Origin of the sequence: Streptomyces sp. NPDC048192, assembly GCF_043202415.1 — a bacterium.
Lineage (GTDB): Bacteria > Actinomycetota > Actinomycetes > Streptomycetales > Streptomycetaceae > Streptomyces.
In genome coordinates, this window is the sequence record NZ_JBIDAL010000002.1 from 515,632 (window position 1) to 530,951 (window position 15,320).

The 15,320-nt window shown below is 73.5% G+C and carries 14 protein-coding genes and 1 pseudogene; 7 read left to right on the forward strand and 8 right to left on the reverse strand.

Annotated features, from left to right (window positions below; genetic code table 11):
- The first annotated feature begins 66 nt into the window (after positions 1-66).
- Positions 67-1,362: an MFS transporter gene (locus ACGFZN_RS05230; RefSeq protein ID WP_393857109.1), complete on the forward strand. Its 1,296-nt coding sequence runs from the start codon at positions 67-69 to the stop codon at positions 1,360-1,362.
- On the opposite strand, the gene ACGFZN_RS05235 is transcribed toward ACGFZN_RS05230, so the two are convergent.
- The 3 genes from ACGFZN_RS05235 to ACGFZN_RS05245 all read right to left on the reverse strand — a co-directional run bounded on the left by ACGFZN_RS05235 (position 1,324) and on the right by ACGFZN_RS05245 (position 4,424).
- Positions 1,324-2,169: a spermidine synthase gene (locus ACGFZN_RS05235; RefSeq protein ID WP_393857110.1), complete on the reverse strand. Its 846-nt coding sequence runs from the start codon at positions 2,167-2,169 to the stop codon at positions 1,324-1,326. The two genes, ACGFZN_RS05230 and ACGFZN_RS05235, sit on opposite strands and share 39 nt — an antisense overlap.
- Before the next feature lie 86 nt (positions 2,170-2,255).
- Positions 2,256-3,431 carry an elongation factor Tu gene (gene tuf / locus ACGFZN_RS05240; RefSeq protein WP_393857111.1) on the reverse strand — a complete coding sequence of 392 codons (1,176 nt, stop codon included), beginning with the start codon at positions 3,429-3,431 and terminating at the stop codon, positions 2,256-2,258.
- 270 nt (positions 3,432-3,701) lie between these two features.
- Positions 3,702-4,424, reverse strand: coding sequence for a DNA alkylation repair protein (locus ACGFZN_RS05245; RefSeq protein ID WP_393857112.1), 723 nt, complete (start codon positions 4,422-4,424; stop codon positions 3,702-3,704).
- A 140-nt stretch (positions 4,425-4,564) separates the two neighbouring features.
- Between ACGFZN_RS05245 and ACGFZN_RS05250 the strand changes: the two genes are divergently transcribed.
- Together ACGFZN_RS05250 and ACGFZN_RS05255 are read left to right on the forward strand one after the other, a co-directional pair.
- Positions 4,565-5,716, forward strand: coding sequence for a glutathione-independent formaldehyde dehydrogenase (locus ACGFZN_RS05250; RefSeq protein ID WP_393857113.1), 1,152 nt, complete (start codon positions 4,565-4,567; stop codon positions 5,714-5,716).
- 139 nt (positions 5,717-5,855) lie between these two features.
- Positions 5,856-6,623, forward strand: coding sequence for a TVP38/TMEM64 family protein (locus ACGFZN_RS05255; protein WP_393857114.1), 768 nt, complete (start codon positions 5,856-5,858; stop codon positions 6,621-6,623).
- A gap of 6 nt (positions 6,624-6,629) precedes the next feature.
- Here the strand turns inward: ACGFZN_RS05255 and ACGFZN_RS05260 are convergent, their stop codons facing one another.
- Positions 6,630-7,799, reverse strand: coding sequence for a thiolase family protein (locus tag ACGFZN_RS05260; protein ID WP_393857115.1), 1,170 nt, complete (start codon positions 7,797-7,799; stop codon positions 6,630-6,632).
- 124 nt (positions 7,800-7,923) lie between these two features.
- On the opposite strand from ACGFZN_RS05260, the gene ACGFZN_RS05265 reads away from it, so the two are divergent.
- Entirely contained in the window at positions 7,924-8,394 is a 471-nt protein-coding gene (locus tag ACGFZN_RS05265; RefSeq protein WP_393857116.1) for a winged helix-turn-helix transcriptional regulator, read from the forward strand.
- A 71-nt stretch (positions 8,395-8,465) separates the two neighbouring features.
- On the opposite strand, the gene ACGFZN_RS05270 is transcribed toward ACGFZN_RS05265, so the two are convergent.
- From ACGFZN_RS05270 to ACGFZN_RS05280, 3 genes are read right to left on the reverse strand one after another with little or no spacing between them, the layout of a single operon-like run.
- Positions 8,466-9,200 carry a cupin domain-containing protein gene (locus tag ACGFZN_RS05270; protein ID WP_393857117.1) on the reverse strand — a complete coding sequence of 245 codons (735 nt, stop codon included), beginning with the start codon at positions 9,198-9,200 and terminating at the stop codon, positions 8,466-8,468.
- Positions 9,194-10,123 (reverse strand): PmoA family protein, encoded by a 930-nt coding sequence (locus ACGFZN_RS05275; RefSeq protein ID WP_393857118.1) that lies wholly within the window; start codon positions 10,121-10,123, stop codon positions 9,194-9,196. Before ACGFZN_RS05275 ends, ACGFZN_RS05270 begins: the two co-directional genes overlap by 7 nt.
- Positions 10,120-11,277, reverse strand: a complete 1,158-nt coding sequence (locus ACGFZN_RS05280; protein WP_393857119.1) for a Gfo/Idh/MocA family protein — start codon at positions 11,275-11,277, stop codon at positions 10,120-10,122. The genes ACGFZN_RS05275 and ACGFZN_RS05280 overlap by 4 nt, the downstream gene beginning before the upstream one ends.
- Before the next feature lie 375 nt (positions 11,278-11,652).
- Between ACGFZN_RS05280 and ACGFZN_RS05285 the strand changes: the two genes are divergently transcribed.
- Positions 11,653-11,835 (forward strand): hypothetical protein, encoded by a 183-nt coding sequence (locus ACGFZN_RS05285; protein WP_393857120.1) that lies wholly within the window; start codon positions 11,653-11,655, stop codon positions 11,833-11,835.
- 45 nt (positions 11,836-11,880) lie between these two features.
- Here ACGFZN_RS05285 and ACGFZN_RS05290 read toward each other — a convergent pair.
- Positions 11,881-12,541: pseudogene (locus ACGFZN_RS05290) on the reverse strand (hypothetical protein).
- A 173-nt stretch (positions 12,542-12,714) separates the two neighbouring features.
- Between ACGFZN_RS05290 and ACGFZN_RS05295 the strand changes: the two are divergent.
- Together ACGFZN_RS05295 and ACGFZN_RS05300 are read left to right on the forward strand one after the other, a co-directional pair.
- Positions 12,715-14,775 (forward strand): restriction endonuclease, encoded by a 2,061-nt coding sequence (locus ACGFZN_RS05295; protein ID WP_393857121.1) that lies wholly within the window; start codon positions 12,715-12,717, stop codon positions 14,773-14,775.
- Between the two features lie 49 nt (positions 14,776-14,824).
- On the forward strand, positions 14,825-15,301 hold the full coding sequence (locus ACGFZN_RS05300; protein ID WP_393857122.1) for a nuclear transport factor 2 family protein: 477 nt from the start codon (positions 14,825-14,827) through the stop codon (positions 15,299-15,301).
- Positions 15,302-15,320: the final 19 nt, after the last annotated feature.

Below are 15,320 nucleotides of genomic sequence, written 5' to 3' on the forward strand. Positions count from 1 at the left end.
GGTCTCAGGCGCCGGCGCCGGGGGAAACCGATTGCCGGCGCCGCTCGCAGGGGCGATAGTCACCCGGTGACTCCGCTGTCCCCGCCTCACGGCCCGCGCAGACCCTCCTGGGCGGGCCGCAGTTACTCCCTGCTGACGGCTGCGGCCGTGGTGACCGGTCTCGGGGCGAACGGCTCGCTCATCGCCGCCGCGTTCGCCGTGCTGGACGCGGGCGGCGACGGCGGCGACGTGGGGCTGGTGGCCGCCTCGCGCACGGTGCCGCTGGTGGTGTTCCTGCTGATCGGCGGTGCGCTCGCGGACCGGCTCCCCCGGCACCGGGTGATGGTCGCCGCCAACGCCCTCAACTGCCTCTCCCAGGGCGCCTTCGCCGCACTGGTGCTGGCCGGCGCACCCCGGCTGTGGCAGATGATGCTGCTCAGCGCGCTCGGCGGCACCGGGCAGGCGTTCTTCGGGCCGGCGGCCGAGGGCATGCTGCTGTCCTCGGTGGAGGGCGAGCAGGCGGGCCGCGCGTTCGCCGTGTTCCGCATGGCCACGCAGGGCGCGGCGCTCGGCGGCGCGGCACTGGGCGGCGCCCTGGTCGCGGCCGTCGGCCCCGGCTGGGTGCTCGCGCTCGACTCCGCGGCCTTCGCCGTCGCGGGCGCCCTGCGCTCCTTCCTCGACACCGGCCACATCCCGCCGCGCACCCCCGGCGAGGGCATGGCGGCCGACCTCCGCGACGGCTGGCGGGAGTTCGCCGGCCGTCCCTGGCTGTGGGGCATCGTCGTCCAGTTCTCGATCGCCAACGCGGTGGTCGCCGCGGCCGAGGCGGTCTACGGCCCGCTGGTCGCCCGCGACCACTTCGGCGGCGCCGGCCCCTGGGGCCTGGCCCTGGCCGCGTTCGGCGCGGGCACGGTGGCCGGCGCCCTGCTGATGACCCGCTGGAAACCCCGCCGACTGCTCCTCGCCGGCACCCTCTGCGTCTTCCCCCTCGCCCTGCCCGCCGCCGCCCTGGCCCTACCGGCGCCGGCCGGGGCACTGGACGCGGTGATGTTCGCGGCCGGCACGACGGTGGAGGTGTTCGGGGTGTCCTGGATGACCGCGCTGCACCAGGAGATCCCCGAGGAGAAGCTCTCCCGGGTGTCGGCGTACGACTGGTTCGGGTCGGTCTCGCTCGTTCCCGTCGCCACCGCGCTGGCAGGGCCCGCGGAGAGCGCCTTCGGCCGGCCGGCCGCGCTGTGGGGGTGCGCCGGGCTGGTGGTGCTGGTGACGGCGCTCGTGCTGCTGGTCCCGGACGTCCGCACCCTGACCCGCCGTACCCAGCGGGTGGCCGGCTCCCCGGCCGGGTCAGCCGATGCCGAACGCCCCGTCGGGGGGCTCGGGTGAGGGCACGGCGTCAGCGTCCTCGACCGGTCGCGCCGAACCGGTGAACTCGCTGATCGCCGCCCCGTGTTCGACCCGCGCCGGGAAGACGTCCGCAGCGGTGCGGCGGGCCAGCACGGTGGTGTCCAGGGGCCGGTGCGAGGCGACCAGCACCGCGTTCCCGAACCGCCGGCCGCGCAGCACCCCCGGCTCGGCGATCAGTGCCAGCTCCTCGAAGACGGCGGCGAACGTGGCGAGTTGGGAGCGCAGGAAGGCGAACGGCGCGGCGTCGGCGAGGTTGGCCAGATAGACCCCGCCGGGCCGCAGCACCCGCTCGGCCTCGCGGACGTAGGCGAGCGTGGTCAGATGCGCCGGCACCCGGGACCCGCCGAAGACGTCGGCGACGAGCACATCGGCGTGGTCGTCGGGCGCCGTCTCCAGCCAGGCCCGGGCGTCGGCGGTGTGCAGCGCGATGCCCGAGCCCCGCGGCAGGGGCACATACTCGGTCACCAGCTCCAGCAGCCCCCGGTCGGCCTCGACGACGTCCTGCCGGGAGCCCGGCCGGGTGGCCGCCACGTACCGCGGCAGCGTCAGCGCCCCTCCGCCGAGGTGCAGCACGTCCAGCGGCCGCCCCTCGTCGGCGACGGTGTCGAGCACATACCCGAGCCGCCGCGCGTACTCGAACTCCAGATGCGCCGGGTCGTCCAGATCGACGTACGACTGCGGCGCCCCGTCGACGGTGAGCAGCCAGGCCCGCTCGCGATCGACGTCGGGCATCAGCTTGGCGGTGCCGTGGTCGGTGGTCCGGGTCACGGGTATCTGCTCGGTCACGGGTTCATTGTCGCCCGCCCCGAAGGGGCGCGGGGAACCACCCGGCCGGCCGGAACGGGCCGCCGGTCCCCCACGCACCCGGGCCGCTACGAACCGACGGAGTCGACGGTCCCCGCGCCCACGGTCCGCCCGCCCTCACGGATGGCGAACCCGAGCCCCGGCTCCAGCGGCACCTCCCGCCCCAGCTCGACGGTCATCTCGACCGTCTCCCCGGGCCGGGCCACCGCGGCCGGGCCGAGGTCGACGTCCCCCACCACGTCCGCGGTGCGGATGTAGAACTGCGGCCGGTAGCCGGTGGCGACCGGGGTCGTACGACCGCCCTCGCGGCCCGACAGCAGGTACACCCGGGCGGTGAACCGCCGGGCGGGCACCACGCTTCCCGGCGCCGCCACGACGTGGCCGCGCCGTACGGCGTCCCGCGGCACGCCCCGCAGCAGCACCGCCACGTTGTCCCCGGCCTGCGCCTCCCGCATCGGCTTGCCGAAGGTCTCGAGCCCGGTGACGACGGTCTCCACGCCGGCGCCGAGCACCGCCACCCGGTCCCCCGGGCGGAGCGTGCCCCGCTCCACGGCGCCGGTGACGACCGTGCCGCGCCCGGTGATGGTGAGCACGTTCTCCACCGGCAGCAGGAACGGCGCGTCCAGGTACCGCTCCGGGATCGGCACATAGGTGTCCACCGCGTCGAGCAGCGCCTCGACGGCCGCCGTCCAGCGCGGGTCGCCCTCCAGCGCCCTCAGCCCCGAGACGCGTACGACCGGTACCGCGTCGCCCGGGTAGCCCTGGGAGGTGAGCAGGTCGCGGACCTCCAGCTCGACGAGGTCGATCAGTTCCTCGTCGTCGGTGCCGTCGGCCTTGTTGAGCGCGACGACGATGTGGTCGACGCCCACCTGCCGGGCCAGCAGCACGTGTTCGGCGGTCTGCGGCATGATCCCGTCGAGCGCGGAGACGACGAGGATCGCCCCGTCGAGCTGCGCGGCGCCGGTGACCATGTTCTTGACGTAGTCGGCGTGGCCCGGCATGTCCACGTGGGCGTAGTGCCGGGTGTCGGTCTCGTACTCGACGTGCGCGACGTTGATGGTGATGCCGCGCGCGGCCTCCTCGGGGGCCCGGTCGATGCGGTCGAACGGCACGAAGGCGCCGGTGCCGCGCTCGGCGAGGACCTTGGTGATCGCGGCGGTCAGGGTGGTCTTGCCGTGGTCGACGTGCCCCATGGTGCCGATGTTCAGGTGCGGCTTGGTGCGCACGTAGGCCGTTTTGGACATGGCTGTACCTCGAAGCCTCTCAGGCGTGGAAGAGCTGCGGGACCCCGAGGACCGGCCGACCCTCCCCCTGCGGGGTCCGCCGGTTCGTTCCGGAGAGGGTCAGCTTCGGGCGCCGTCGACTGCGGCCGTGAGGATCCGGACGGCAGCCTTCGGCGCATCCGCGACGGCGGATGCTGCGAGGAGGAAGGCGTACCGGAACATGGGGTCGATCATCGCCGAGCGGCGGTGCGGCGTCGAATGGTTTTCGCGGCGGCCGGGTCGGGGCCAGGTTCAGGCGCCGATGTTCTTCAGCGCCTCCCGGACGGTCAGCGGCGCGAACCGGCCCCGCTCCCGCGCCAGGAAGGACCGTACGGCGTCGGGGTCGGTCTTGGCGTACTCGCGCAGGGCCCAGCCGATCGCCTTGCGGATGAAGAAGTCGGGGTGCCCGGCCTGGAGCAGGCAGTAGCCGAACAGCCGATCGGTGTCGGTGGTGTCCTTGCGGGCCAGCTGGTGCAGCAGGGCCGCGCGCACGGGCCACAGGCCGGAGTCGGTGATCCAGGCGTCCATGTCGGCGGTGAGCGCGGGGTCGGCCGCGACGAGGCGTCCGACGACGTGCGCGGCGAGCGGGTCGACGGTGTCCCACCAGGGGACCGTGGTGACGAGGTGCCGGGCCACCGGCAGGAAGCCGGAGGAGCAGCGGCCGGCGTACCGGCGCAGGAAGTCCACCGCGGCGTAGGGGTACTCGCGCTCGGGCAGCGCCCAGCAGCGCAGCGCGACCGCGGTGCAGTCGGCCTCGTCCGGGCGCGGGGTGCCCGCGAGGACCGTGCGGGTCAGGGCCCGGCGGGCCGGGGCGGGGATGCCGAGGAAGGGCGCCACGTCCTTCATGTACGTCCGCATCGCGGCGGCCCGCCCGGGATCGGCGGCGGCGCCGAAGGCCGCCGTGAGCCGCTCCAGCACGGTGTCGGCGAGGGCACTGCGCGGCACCTGCGGCGAGGCCGCGCCTCTGGCGTTCATGACCGCACTCTACTGTCGAACACTCGTTCACTCGCGGGTCTCGGGGCGCCGTGCGGCCCCCTTCCCGACGCCGGTTGCAGCCCGTTGCGCACCGGCGTTACCTGGAAGTACCCGTGGTGTAGCGGGCGGAGGTGACACAGGTGAAAGCCGTCGTCTATGAGGAACCCTTCAGTGTGGTGGTGAAGGACGTCCAGGATCCGCGGATCCAGCATCCCAACGATGTGCTCGTACGCGTCACGTCGACCGCGATCTGCGGCTCCGACCTGCACATGTACGAGGGCCGCACGGCGGCCGAGTCGGGCATCGTCTTCGGGCACGAGAACCTCGGCGTCGTGGAGGAGGCCGGCAGCGGCGTGACCTCGCTGTCCAAGGGCGACCGGGTCGTGATGCCGTTCAATGTCGCGTGCGGGTTCTGCAAGAACTGTCTCGCCGGGAAGACCGGCTTCTGTCTGACGGTGAACCCCGGGTTCGCCGGCGGCGCCTACGGCTATGTGGCGATGGGCCCCTACACGGGCGGCCAGGCGGAGCTGCTGAGGGTGCCGTACGCCGATTTCAACTGCTTGAAGCTGCCCCCGGGCGAGGAGTTCGAGACCGACTTCGTGCTGCTCGCCGACATCTTCCCGACGGGCTACCACGGCTGCGAACTCGCCCGGGTGTCGCCCGGTGAGAGCGTGGCCGTGTACGGCGCCGGGCCGGTGGGGCTCATGGCCGCCTACTCGGCGCTGCTGCGCGGCGCCGCGAAGGTGTTCTCCGTCGACCGGGTGCCCGAGCGGCTGGCCAAGGCGGAGGAGATCGGGGCGATCCCCGTCGACTTCACCAAGGGCGACCCGGCGGAGCAGATCAAGGAGCAGACGGGAGGCGAGGGAACCGACAAGGGCGTCGACGCCGTCGGCTACCAGGCCCAGGCGCACGACGCCAGTCACGAGGAACCGGCCATCGTGCTGAACGCACTGGTCGAGACGGTGCGGCCGACGGGCATGCTCGGCGTGCCGGGCCTGTACGTGCCCTCGGACCCGGGCGGCCCCGACGAACACGCCAAGCACGGCCAACTGCTCGTCTCCATCGGCAGGATGTTCGAGAAGGGTCAGCAGATGGGCACGGGTCAGTGCAACGTCAAGCAGTACAACCGGCAGTTGCGCGACCTGATCATCGCCGGGCGGGCCAAGCCCAGTTTCGTGGTCTCCCACGAACTGCCGCTGGACCAGGCGCCGCAGGCGTACGAGAAGTTCGACAAGCGGGTCGAGGGCTACACCAAGGTGGTGCTCCACCCCGGTCACGCACTCGCCGCGTGAGTCGCCCATGAGACGGCTGAGAAAGCCGAGACAACTGAGAGGCGACCGAGCGACACACCGGTCCGGGCGCGCCAGGCGCCCGGACCTCGTCTCGGCCTCCCGGCGGCGATCACAGGCGTTCGTCGGTTAATGTCACCGGATGCTCGATGCCACCCGCTCCGGCACCGCCACGGCCTCGGTCCGGGCCGCCGCCACGGAACTCGCCGTACCCGTGTCCGCGCTGCCCCGCGGCGGGTTCGCCGGGCGCTGCGCGCGGGCGCTGGTGTCTCCCTACGCACGGTTGTCGCTGCTGCTCGCGCTGCTCGCCGGCGCGGCCGGGTGTGTGCTCGCCTTCGAGCCGCAGCGGCTGCTGGCGCACGGGTGGCCGCCGCAGCTCGGCGGGGCCGCGGCAGCCGTGGTGTTCACGGTGGCGTACGGGCTGTGCACCGTGGCGTTCGTGCCGCGCCCCGTGCTCAACCTGGCGGCGGGCGCGTTGTTCGGCTCGCAGCTGGGGCTGGCGACGGCGCTGGCCGGCACGGTGCTCGGGGCGGGCGTATCTTTCGGGCTGGGCCGGGTGCTGGGGCAGGACGCGCTGCGCCCGCTGCTGCGGGGCCGCTGGCTGCGGGCGGCCGACGGGCAGCTCAGCCGGCACGGGTTCCGGTCGATGCTGGCGGTCCGGCTCTTTCCCGGCGTGCCGTTCTGCGCGGCGAACTACTGCGCGGCCGTGTCCCGGATGGGCTGGCTGCCCTTCCTGCTGGCGACCGCCCTGGGTTCGATCCCGAACACGGCCGCCTACGCGGTGGCCGGCGCCCGCGCCGCCACGCCGACGTCCCCCGTCTTCCTGGTCGCGGCGGCCGGCATCGCGGTACCGGCCGTGCTGGGCGCGGTGGTGGCCTGGCGCAAGCGCCACCACCTGCGCGGCCGGTAGACCTGCTCAGACGCCCTCGAGGATCATCGCGTTGGCCAGCCCGCCCGCCTCGCACATGGTCTGCAGGGCGTACCGGGCGCCGCGCTCCCGCATGGCGTGGACCAGGGTGGTGGTCAGCCGGGTGCCGCTGGCGCCGAGCGGATGCCCGAGGGCGATCGCACCACCGTGCACGTTCACCTTGGCGAGGTCGGCGCCGGTCTCCTGCTGCCAGGCCAGCACCACGCTGGAGAAGGCCTCGTTGACCTCGAACAGGTCGATGTCCGCGAGCTTCAGCCCCGCCCTGTGCAGCACCTTCTCGGTCGCCGGGATCACCCCGGTGAGCATCAGCAGCGGGTCGGAGCCGGTGACGGCGAAGCTGTGCAGCCGGGCGAGCGGGCGCAGGCCGAGGCGGGCCGCGGTGTCGCCGGAGGTGATCAGTACGGCGGAGGCGCCGTCGTTGATCGGGCTGGCGTTGCCCGCGGTGACGTTCCACTCGATCTGCGGGAAGCGCTCGGCGAAGCCGGGGTCGTAGTAGGCGGGCTTGAGGCCGGCGAGGATCTCCGGGGTGCTGCCGGGGCGGACGCACTCGTCGCGGGCGACGCCGTCCAGCGGCGCGACCTCGGCGTCGAAGAGGCCCGCCTGCCAGGCGGCGGCGGCCCTGTGGTGCGAGGAGACGGCGAACTCGTCCATCCGGGCCCGGGTGAGCGACCACTTGGCGGAGATCAGTTCCGCGCTGATCCCCTGCGGGACCAGTCCTTCGGGGTAGCGCTCGGCGACGCCGGGTCCGAACGGGTCCTTGCCGGCGGGCACGTTGGACCACATCGGCACCCGGCTCATCGACTCCACACCGCAGGCGACCACCAGGTCGTAGGCCCCGGAGATGACGCCCTGCGCGGCGAAGTGCACGGCCTGCTGGGAGGAGCCGCACTGGCGGTCCACCGTGGTCGCCGGAACCGTCTCGGGGAATCCGGCGGCGAGAACGGCGTACCGGGTGGTGTTCATGGCCTGCTCGCCGACCTGGTCCACGGTGCCGCCGATGACGTCGTCGATCAGCGCCGGGTCGACGCCGGAGCGTTCGACGAGGGCGCGCAGGGTGTGGGCGAGCAGCTGCACGGGGTGGACGTGGGCGAGGGAGCCGTTCGGCTTGCCCTTGCCGATGGGGGTGCGTACGGCTTCGACGATCACGGCGTCACGCATGGCGGGGCCTCCTTGGCCGCCCGGCTGCTCGCGGCGGGCCACGGCAGCTACCAGTGAGTAGGAAATCCGGACTCACCATAACTCGCTGAGTTTGGAAATCAAACCCTCCTCTAGACTGGGCGCCATGGCCGCCACGAAAGACCCGCGCCCCTGCTCCATCGCCGACGCCCTCGCGGTGGTCGGGGAGAAGTACTCACTGCTCGTCCTGCGCGAGGTGTGCCTCGGCAACGGCCGCTTCGACCAGCTCGTGCGCAACACCGGCGCCCCGCGCGACATCCTGGCCGCCCGGCTGCGCCGGCTCGTGGACGCCGGGATCCTCACCAAGCGCCTCTACAGCGAGCGCCCGCAGCGCTTCGAGTACCTGGCGACACAGGCGGGCCTGGAGCTGCATCCGGTTCTGATGACGCTCAAGGAGTGGGGCGACCGCCACATCCGCAAGGGCGCCGACCTGCCCATGTCCATCGAGCACCACTGCGGCCACGAACTGGTCCCGGCCGTCACCTGCCGCGCCTGCGGCGAGGAGATCCACCCCGAGCACCTCACGGCCCGCCCCCAGGCACCGGGCTGGACGATCAGCGGGCCCACGGCGGCATAAGGCATAAGGGCACCCCGAAAGGGAGGAACCGCGCACCCGGCCACGACGAAGCCGCGGCGCGCGCAGCCGGCCTACCGCGGCCCGCGCACCGGCGCACCGTACACGTCCAGCCGCCCGCACATCCCGAACCGCCCCCGCTCGACGGGCTGTTCGGCCTGTACGACGGCCTCGGCGAGGTGGGCCGCGTCGCCCTCCGCCAGCCGGTCCAGAAGACGCCCCGTGGTCTCGGCCGCGGCCAGCGCGCCCCGCCGCCACCGCTGCCTCCACTCGGCGATCCGGGGCCGTACGAGCGCGACGGCGGCCCGATGGAAGGCGGCCAGCGCCTCCGGCCCCGAGGCCTCGCACAGCGCCCGGTATCCCTCCAGGGCCAGGTCGCGCCGGACGCGGGCGGTCCGCTCCCGCTCGGCCTCCGGGGCGCCGGCCGGGACCGTGGTCGCGGCGGCGTACGTCTCCTGGTCCGTCAGGTACTCCGGCGGGAGGGTGAGCACCGCGTCCCCGGCCTCCGGCAGCCCGCTGTTCTGCATGAGGACGGTGATGCGCAGACCGCCGTCGTTGACCAGCCGGTGGACGGTGCCCGGCGTGAACCAGGCGACCGTGCCGGGGGCGAGCGGGGTGACCTCGTGGCCGGACGCGGTCAGCGTCTCGACGGAGCCCCGGCCGGCGGCGACGACGTACGCCTCCGAACAGGCCAGATGCAGATGGGGAGTTCCACCGCGTACCCCGTCGGCGGCGGGCCAGTCGTAGACGCACAGCCGCGACACGGCGACCCCGCCCGCCAGACCCGCGAACTCCCCGGTGCTCACCACGGATGCGTCTCCAGGTACTTCACGACGTCCGCCCGCTGCCAGGCGCCGTCCGCCACGACGATCCGGTAGCGGCGGCGGAGCGTGTCACCGGGGGCGAGCGGGAGTTCCTCGAAGAAGGACCAGGAGGGGGCGACGGCCGCGAAGGGCTCGTTGCGGACGAACCAGTGGGACGGATGGGTTCCGCCCGCGCCGGAGTGGTCGTTCTCCGGGGCGTGCGCGAAGACGAGCGTGGCGTGGCCGTCGACGCCGTCATGCTCGCCGGAGTACGCCAGCCAGGACGCCTGCGCGCCCATCAGCGCGGGCCCCTCACCGACCGGCCCGAGGATCCGCCCCTCCCGGAAGGCGCGCGGCCCGCGCCAGAACAGGCCGGTGTACCCCGCGAGTTCGCGCCCCGCGGTGGTCGGGCTGCCGAAGAGCAGGGTCTCGGCACGCCGATTGGTGATCGCACTGGTCCAGGTCAGCGCCCAGGAACCGGAGTCCGGGTCGACGTCGTGGACCTCGATCCGCCGCTCCTCCTCGGCCCACAGCTCACCGCCGTACGGATGCCAGGTCAGCCGCTCGGCGATCACCACGCGGCCGTCGGCCGTTCCGGCCTCGTCGAAGCCGGCGTGCCGCATCGAGCCGACCCTTTCGGGCAGTGCGCGATAGCCCTGCCCGGGCACATAGGTGTTGCCGCCCCACAGGTTCGCGCCGGACAGGTGCGAGGCGGTCAGGGACAGGCCCTTGTGCCAGCGGTGGTCGTTCGGGCGGTAGCCGGTGACGACCGCGCCGGAGAGGGTGCGGACCGGGTGGAGGTAGGGCCGGGGGGCCTCCCAGGCGGCCTCGGGGCGGTAGACGTAGGCGAACAGCTCGACGCCGGTGGCCGGTTCGCAGACGGTGATCCGGTCGCCGTGCGCGTGGACCAGCCGCAGTCCGCCGCTCACGCCGGGACCTCCTCGGCGGTCACGGGCGGCGCCCAGCCTGGAGCGCCGCCGTGCAGGGCGGTGTAGTAGGGATCGCCCGGGCCGATCTCGCCGGCCCGGACGGTCGTGTCCGTGAACGCCGACTTGTACAGCGCCGTGACCAGCTCCAGGCTCGTACGGCCGTCGGGGCCGCTGCTGCGCGGTCGCTCGCCCGCCCGCATGCTCGCCACCAGCTCGCGCAGCTGGGCCAGGTGCGAACTGGGCTCGTCCGGGCCGAAGTCCCGCCATGCCTCCGCCTGTTCGGCGGAGACGTCCGGCGCCGGGGTGATCCGCCAGTCGCCGTTGGCGTGCCCGTACAGGTGGGTCAGCTCCACGGTGGCGCGCTCGCAGTCGAGGCGGATGCGGCTGACCTCGTCGGGGCTCAGCACACTGTTGACGACGGTGGCGAGGGCGCCGCTCGCGAAGCGCACCAGCGCGGTGGAGACGTCCTCCGTCTCGATGTCGTGCACCAGCCGCCCGGCCATGGCGCGCACCTCGCTCCACGGCCCCAGCAGGTCCAGCAGCAGGTCCATCTGGTGGATGCCGTGGCCCATCGCCGGGCCGCCGCCCTCGGTGTGCCAGCGGCCCCGCCAGGGCACGGCGTAGTAGGCGGCGTCCCGGTACCAGGTGGTCTGGCAGTGCGCCACCAGCGGCCGCCCGAGGGCCCCTTGGGCGAGCAGCCGCCGCACGTGCCGGGCGCCGGAGCCGAACCGGTGCTGGAAGACGATCGCCGCGTACGGCCCGCCGTCCGCCCCCTCCTCCGCCTCGATCGCGTCGAAGTCGGCGAGCGAGGGCACCGGCGGCTTCTCGCACCACACCCAGGCGCCGGCGCGCAGCGCGGCCACCGTCTGCGCGCGGTGCAGGGTGGGCGGGGTGCAGATGCTGACCAGGTCGGGCCGCTGCTCGGCCAGCATCAGGCCGAGGTCCGTGTAGGCGTGCGGGATGCCGGTCCCGGCGCAGAAGGCCTCGACGGCGCCCCGGTCGATGTCGACGGCGGCGACGACCTCCGTCTCCCCCTCCCGCGCCAGTCGGGCCAGCGCCGGCAGATGCGAGCCGCGCCCGATGGCGCCGGTGCCGATGACGGCGGCCCGGATGCGCCTGCCGGTGAACGGAGTTGTCGGACGAGCAGCGGGCATGGGCGGGTTCAGCACTCCTCCGGTACGGCGGACGCGCGGGCCGGCAGTGCCGTCGGCAATCCAGCAAGCGCTTTCTCCTGCGCTGCAACGTACGGGGGGACGCGGGGACGGGTCAACACCGCGGGCGGGGGACGGGGCTCTCGCCCTCGCTTCCTCAGCACGCCCGTGCTGCGCAGAACCACGCCGTGCGCGGGGACTGTTTCGGACATCTCCCGCGGGCCGGATGCTCCGGGGCTTCCAGCGTCCCGGCCCTGCTGTCCGAGGTGCCGCGCAGGGCACGACGAGGGTGCCGCCGTCGATGACGGTGACCAACCGCATACCTTCTGTGTAGCCGGGCGGTAGCGCAGTGTCAGTGCTTACCCCTAGGCTGTCCGCATGTCCCCCGAAGTCCCCCCGCGCTCTGGTTCCGTGCGGTCTGCCGCCGAGGTGAACGAGCAGATCCGGGCGCTCTGGCTGCGTACGGGCGGCACCCTGTCGGCCCAGGAGCGCGCGGAGTACGAGCAGTTGGTGGTCGAGTGGGCGCAGGCGATCCGCTGCGCGGTCATCGAGGCGGCGTGACGCGGACGGCGGCCCGGGACCGCCTGCGCCCGTCCCCTGCCGCGGTCATCCCCCGCTGCTCCCGCCCCCGGCGTCGGCGTCGCGGGTCCACAGCGACAGATCACTGCTCGTCGCCACGGCGAGGGTCTGTCCGGAGGGCGAGAATCCGGCGGCGCGGAGTTCCGAGTAGTGGGGAGTGGAAGACGTGCCACCAGCGCTCTCCGTGCGGACCGGAGTGCGGCAGTGCGTCGCCCCGGGAGAGCAGGACACGCTCGTTCGGCCAGGCCGGTGCGACGACCTCCAGTTTCCAGCCGTCACCGGTCGTGGTGTGCAGTCCCCCTCCGAAGAGCCCGGCGACGCGCACCCTGCGTCCGGCGACCGGCCCCAGTCCGGTGCAGCACATGGCGGGATCCGCGGCCGGTCCGCTCTCCTCGCCGTCGGGTCGCGGGTCGCGGTCCCGCGCGATCTTCTCTCCCGTGACGCCGTCGAAGAGACCGTGTCCGTCGTGGGACACCACCATCACCAGATCCCGGCCGGTCCCGGGATGCGCGGCGAAGCCGATGCCTAGCAGGCCGCCGACCGGGGCGTACGCGATGCGCCGCCACGGCTGCGGCGCCGGTACGACCGGGGCGGCGAGCAGTCTCCGCCGCATCTGCTGCTGGTACGCGGAAAGCTCCGGCTCGCATCCCGGCTCGGCCGCGGGCCCGTTCGTCGTCGGCTTCGTCATGCGGACATGATCCGGGCGCCGGCGGCTTCTCCCCAACTGTGCCGCACCTGCGCGGACGGTCCAGCGGGTTGCTGCCGCCCCGCCGGTGCGGAGACGGCCAGGGCTGACTAGAGTCGTGCCGTTTACACCTGGTTGTGGGGACAGCCAGTGCGCTTGGGGAGGGCCTGCACCACATGAGTCGTCGTTCCAGTGGCGTGATAGGCGTCTGGGCCGAGATGCAGCGGCAGCAGCAGCGGCAGGCGCAGGCCGAGGCCAGACGACGCAGGCAGGAAGAACAGCAGGCACGCGCCTACCAGCGGCGAGTCGCCCAGAGCCATCGCGAGTACCGGCAGGCGGAGGCACAGCGCCGGACCGAGGAACTGGAGGCGCGGATCGCGGCGCTGCAGGGTGTTCTCGCCGCCGGTGTCCAGGCGCCGGCCTTCCAAGCGTCCTCCCTCCTGCGCCCGGAAGTGATCGAGCCGTTCGCACCGGGTGCGCTGGCGCAGCCCGTGCCCATGCCGGACTTCGCTCACTACCAGACGCAGAGCGGATGGACCGCCGCCCGCCGCGCCCAGGCCCAGGCGGAGGCTCGGGCGCGCTTCGAACGGGACTGGCAGGCGGCTCAGGCGGCGGAGGCGCAGCGGCAGCAGCAGTTGGCGTCGTACCAGCGTCAGTACCGGCAGTGGGCCGACGCCCAACTAGCCGAGGTGCGGCGGCACAACGCCGGCGTCGCCGCACTGACCGAAGGCGTCCGGCGCCGCGAGCCGGACGCCGTGGTCGAGTACTTCACCGCCGCGCTCCACACGTCGGCCGCCTGGCCGGAGGAGTTTCCGCGTCAGGTGACGGCGGCCTACGACGCGGCGGCCGGGCAGCTGGTGCTGGACTGGGAGCTGCCCGCCTACGGCGTCGTGCCCGAGGTCAAGTCCGTTCGCTACATGCCCGGCCTGGACCAGGACAAGGAGACCGCCCTGCCCGCGGGCCGGCGCCGGGCTCTCTACCGTGAGGTGCTGGCGCAGTGCCTGCTGCTCGTGCTGCACGAGCTGTTCGCCGCGGACGAGCCGGGCGCGCTCGAGTCGGTGGCCGTGAACGGGTTCGTGGACGGGCACGACCCCACGACGGGCCGGCCGGGCCGCATCTACCTGGCGACCGTCATGGCTCCGCGCTCGACGTTCCGCGAGCTGCACCTGGCCCAGGTGGACGCCTGCAGCTGCCTGGCCGACGCGCTGCGCGGGCAGCTCTCGTCCCGTCCCGACCAGCTCGCGCCGGTACGGCCGGGCCGCCGGCCGCAGGAGGTCGCCAACCGCGTCGCCACGCAGGGCGGCGACGAGGAACCCGACCTGTACGAGATGGATCCGATCGCCTTCGAGAACCTCGTCGCCGATCTCTTCCGGGCCATGGGGATGCAGGCGGTCACCACCCAGCGCTCGAACGACGGCGGGGTGGACGTCGACGCCCTGGACCCGGCGCCGATCCGCGGCGGCAAGATCGTCGTGCAGGTGAAGCGCTACCGGCACACGGTACCGCCCACCGCCGTACGCGACCTGTACGGGACCGTGCAGGACGCCGGCGCCAACAAGGGCGTGCTGGTCACGACGTCGGGCTTCGGCCCCGGCTCGCACACCTTCGCGAGCGGCAAGCCGCTGGAACTGATCTCGGGACCGGAACTCGTCGATCTGCTGCACCGTCACGGGCTCGGCGGACGCCTCGGCGATCGTGCGGGCCGCGGCGGAACCGGGCCGGCGCCGTCCGCCCCGGAACCCCGGCTCCCCGACGACCACAACGTGCTGGGCATGGCGTGGGCCGGTGGTGTCGCCCTGGACGTGTGCGCTCTCGTCTGCCGGGGCAACCGGGTGCTCGGCGACGACCACTTCGTCTTCTTCAACAACCCGCGGACACCGGACGGTACCGTGCGGGCCCTTCCCGCCCAGGCGCCGGACAGGGCCGCGATCGGCGTCTCCTTCGACGCGCTGCCGCCCGAGGCCGACCGTCTCGTTCTGGTGGCCGCCGTCGACCCGGAGGTCAATCCGGACGCCGACCTCTCCGGCTTCACCGACGCGTGCATCCGGCTGCTCGATCCCGGGCGGACCGAGCTGGGACGACTCGAGGTCTGCGACGGGCGGCCCGGCGAGACCGCCCTGGTACTCGGCTCCTTCCGCCGCAGGTCCAACGGCGACTGGGACTTCGTGCTCGGCGGCAAGGGCTACCCGGGCGGCCTGGAGGAACTCGTCGCGGACTACGGCATCGAGGTGGAGTAGTCCCGGCGCGCCTCTTGGCTCCGCGCCCTCGATGCCCAACACTGTGCCGATGACGCAGCGTGCGGAACTCGCCACCGTGATGGACCGGCTGGCCGTCGACGAGTTGATCACCGCGTACGCGGTGGCCGTGGACGAGGGCGACTGGGGCGCCTACCGAGGGCTGTTCACGGTGGACGGGAGGGCCGACTACCGTTCGGCCGGCGGCATCGAGGGCGACGCGGCGCGGGTCGCCGGATGGCTCGCCGAGAGCCTGGCGCCGTTCTCCGTGCGGCAGCATCTGATCGTCAACCGGCAGGTCCGGTTCGGTTTCCTGGAGCACGACACCGGCGACACTGCCTCGGTGCGGGCCGACTACCTCAACCCGATGCGCCGCGCGACCGACGCCGGCCCCACGGCGCCGGACCTGGTGTGCGGCGGCAGCTACGGATTCGGCGTGCTCCGCACGGCCGAGGGCTGGCGCCTGCGCGAGGTGATCGCCCAGGAGAAATGGCGCCGCCTCCCAGCCGAGCCCCCGTCCACCGTCTAGGACACCACCCACAGCAACC

Excerpts from the sequence above, each read along its gene's own strand:
- ACGFZN_RS05300 (WP_393857122.1), top strand. The coding sequence starts at position 14,825 with ATGACGCAGCGTGCGGAACTCGCCACCGTGATGGACCGGCTGGCCGTC.
- ACGFZN_RS05285 (WP_393857120.1), top strand. The coding sequence starts at position 11,653 with ATGTCCCCCGAAGTCCCCCCGCGCTCTGGTTCCGTGCGGTCTGCCGCC.
- ACGFZN_RS05255 (WP_393857114.1), top strand. The coding sequence starts at position 5,856 with ATGCTCGATGCCACCCGCTCCGGCACCGCCACGGCCTCGGTCCGGGCC.
- ACGFZN_RS05280 (WP_393857119.1), bottom strand. The coding sequence starts at position 11,277 with ATGCCCGCTGCTCGTCCGACAACTCCGTTCACCGGCAGGCGCATCCGG.
- tuf (WP_393857111.1), bottom strand. The coding sequence starts at position 3,431 with ATGTCCAAAACGGCCTACGTGCGCACCAAGCCGCACCTGAACATCGGC.
- ACGFZN_RS05295 (WP_393857121.1), top strand. The coding sequence starts at position 12,715 with ATGAGTCGTCGTTCCAGTGGCGTGATAGGCGTCTGGGCCGAGATGCAG.
- ACGFZN_RS05260 (WP_393857115.1), bottom strand. The coding sequence starts at position 7,799 with ATGCGTGACGCCGTGATCGTCGAAGCCGTACGCACCCCCATCGGCAAG.
- ACGFZN_RS05265 (WP_393857116.1), top strand. The coding sequence starts at position 7,924 with ATGGCCGCCACGAAAGACCCGCGCCCCTGCTCCATCGCCGACGCCCTC.
- ACGFZN_RS05245 (WP_393857112.1), bottom strand. The coding sequence starts at position 4,424 with ATGAACGCCAGAGGCGCGGCCTCGCCGCAGGTGCCGCGCAGTGCCCTC.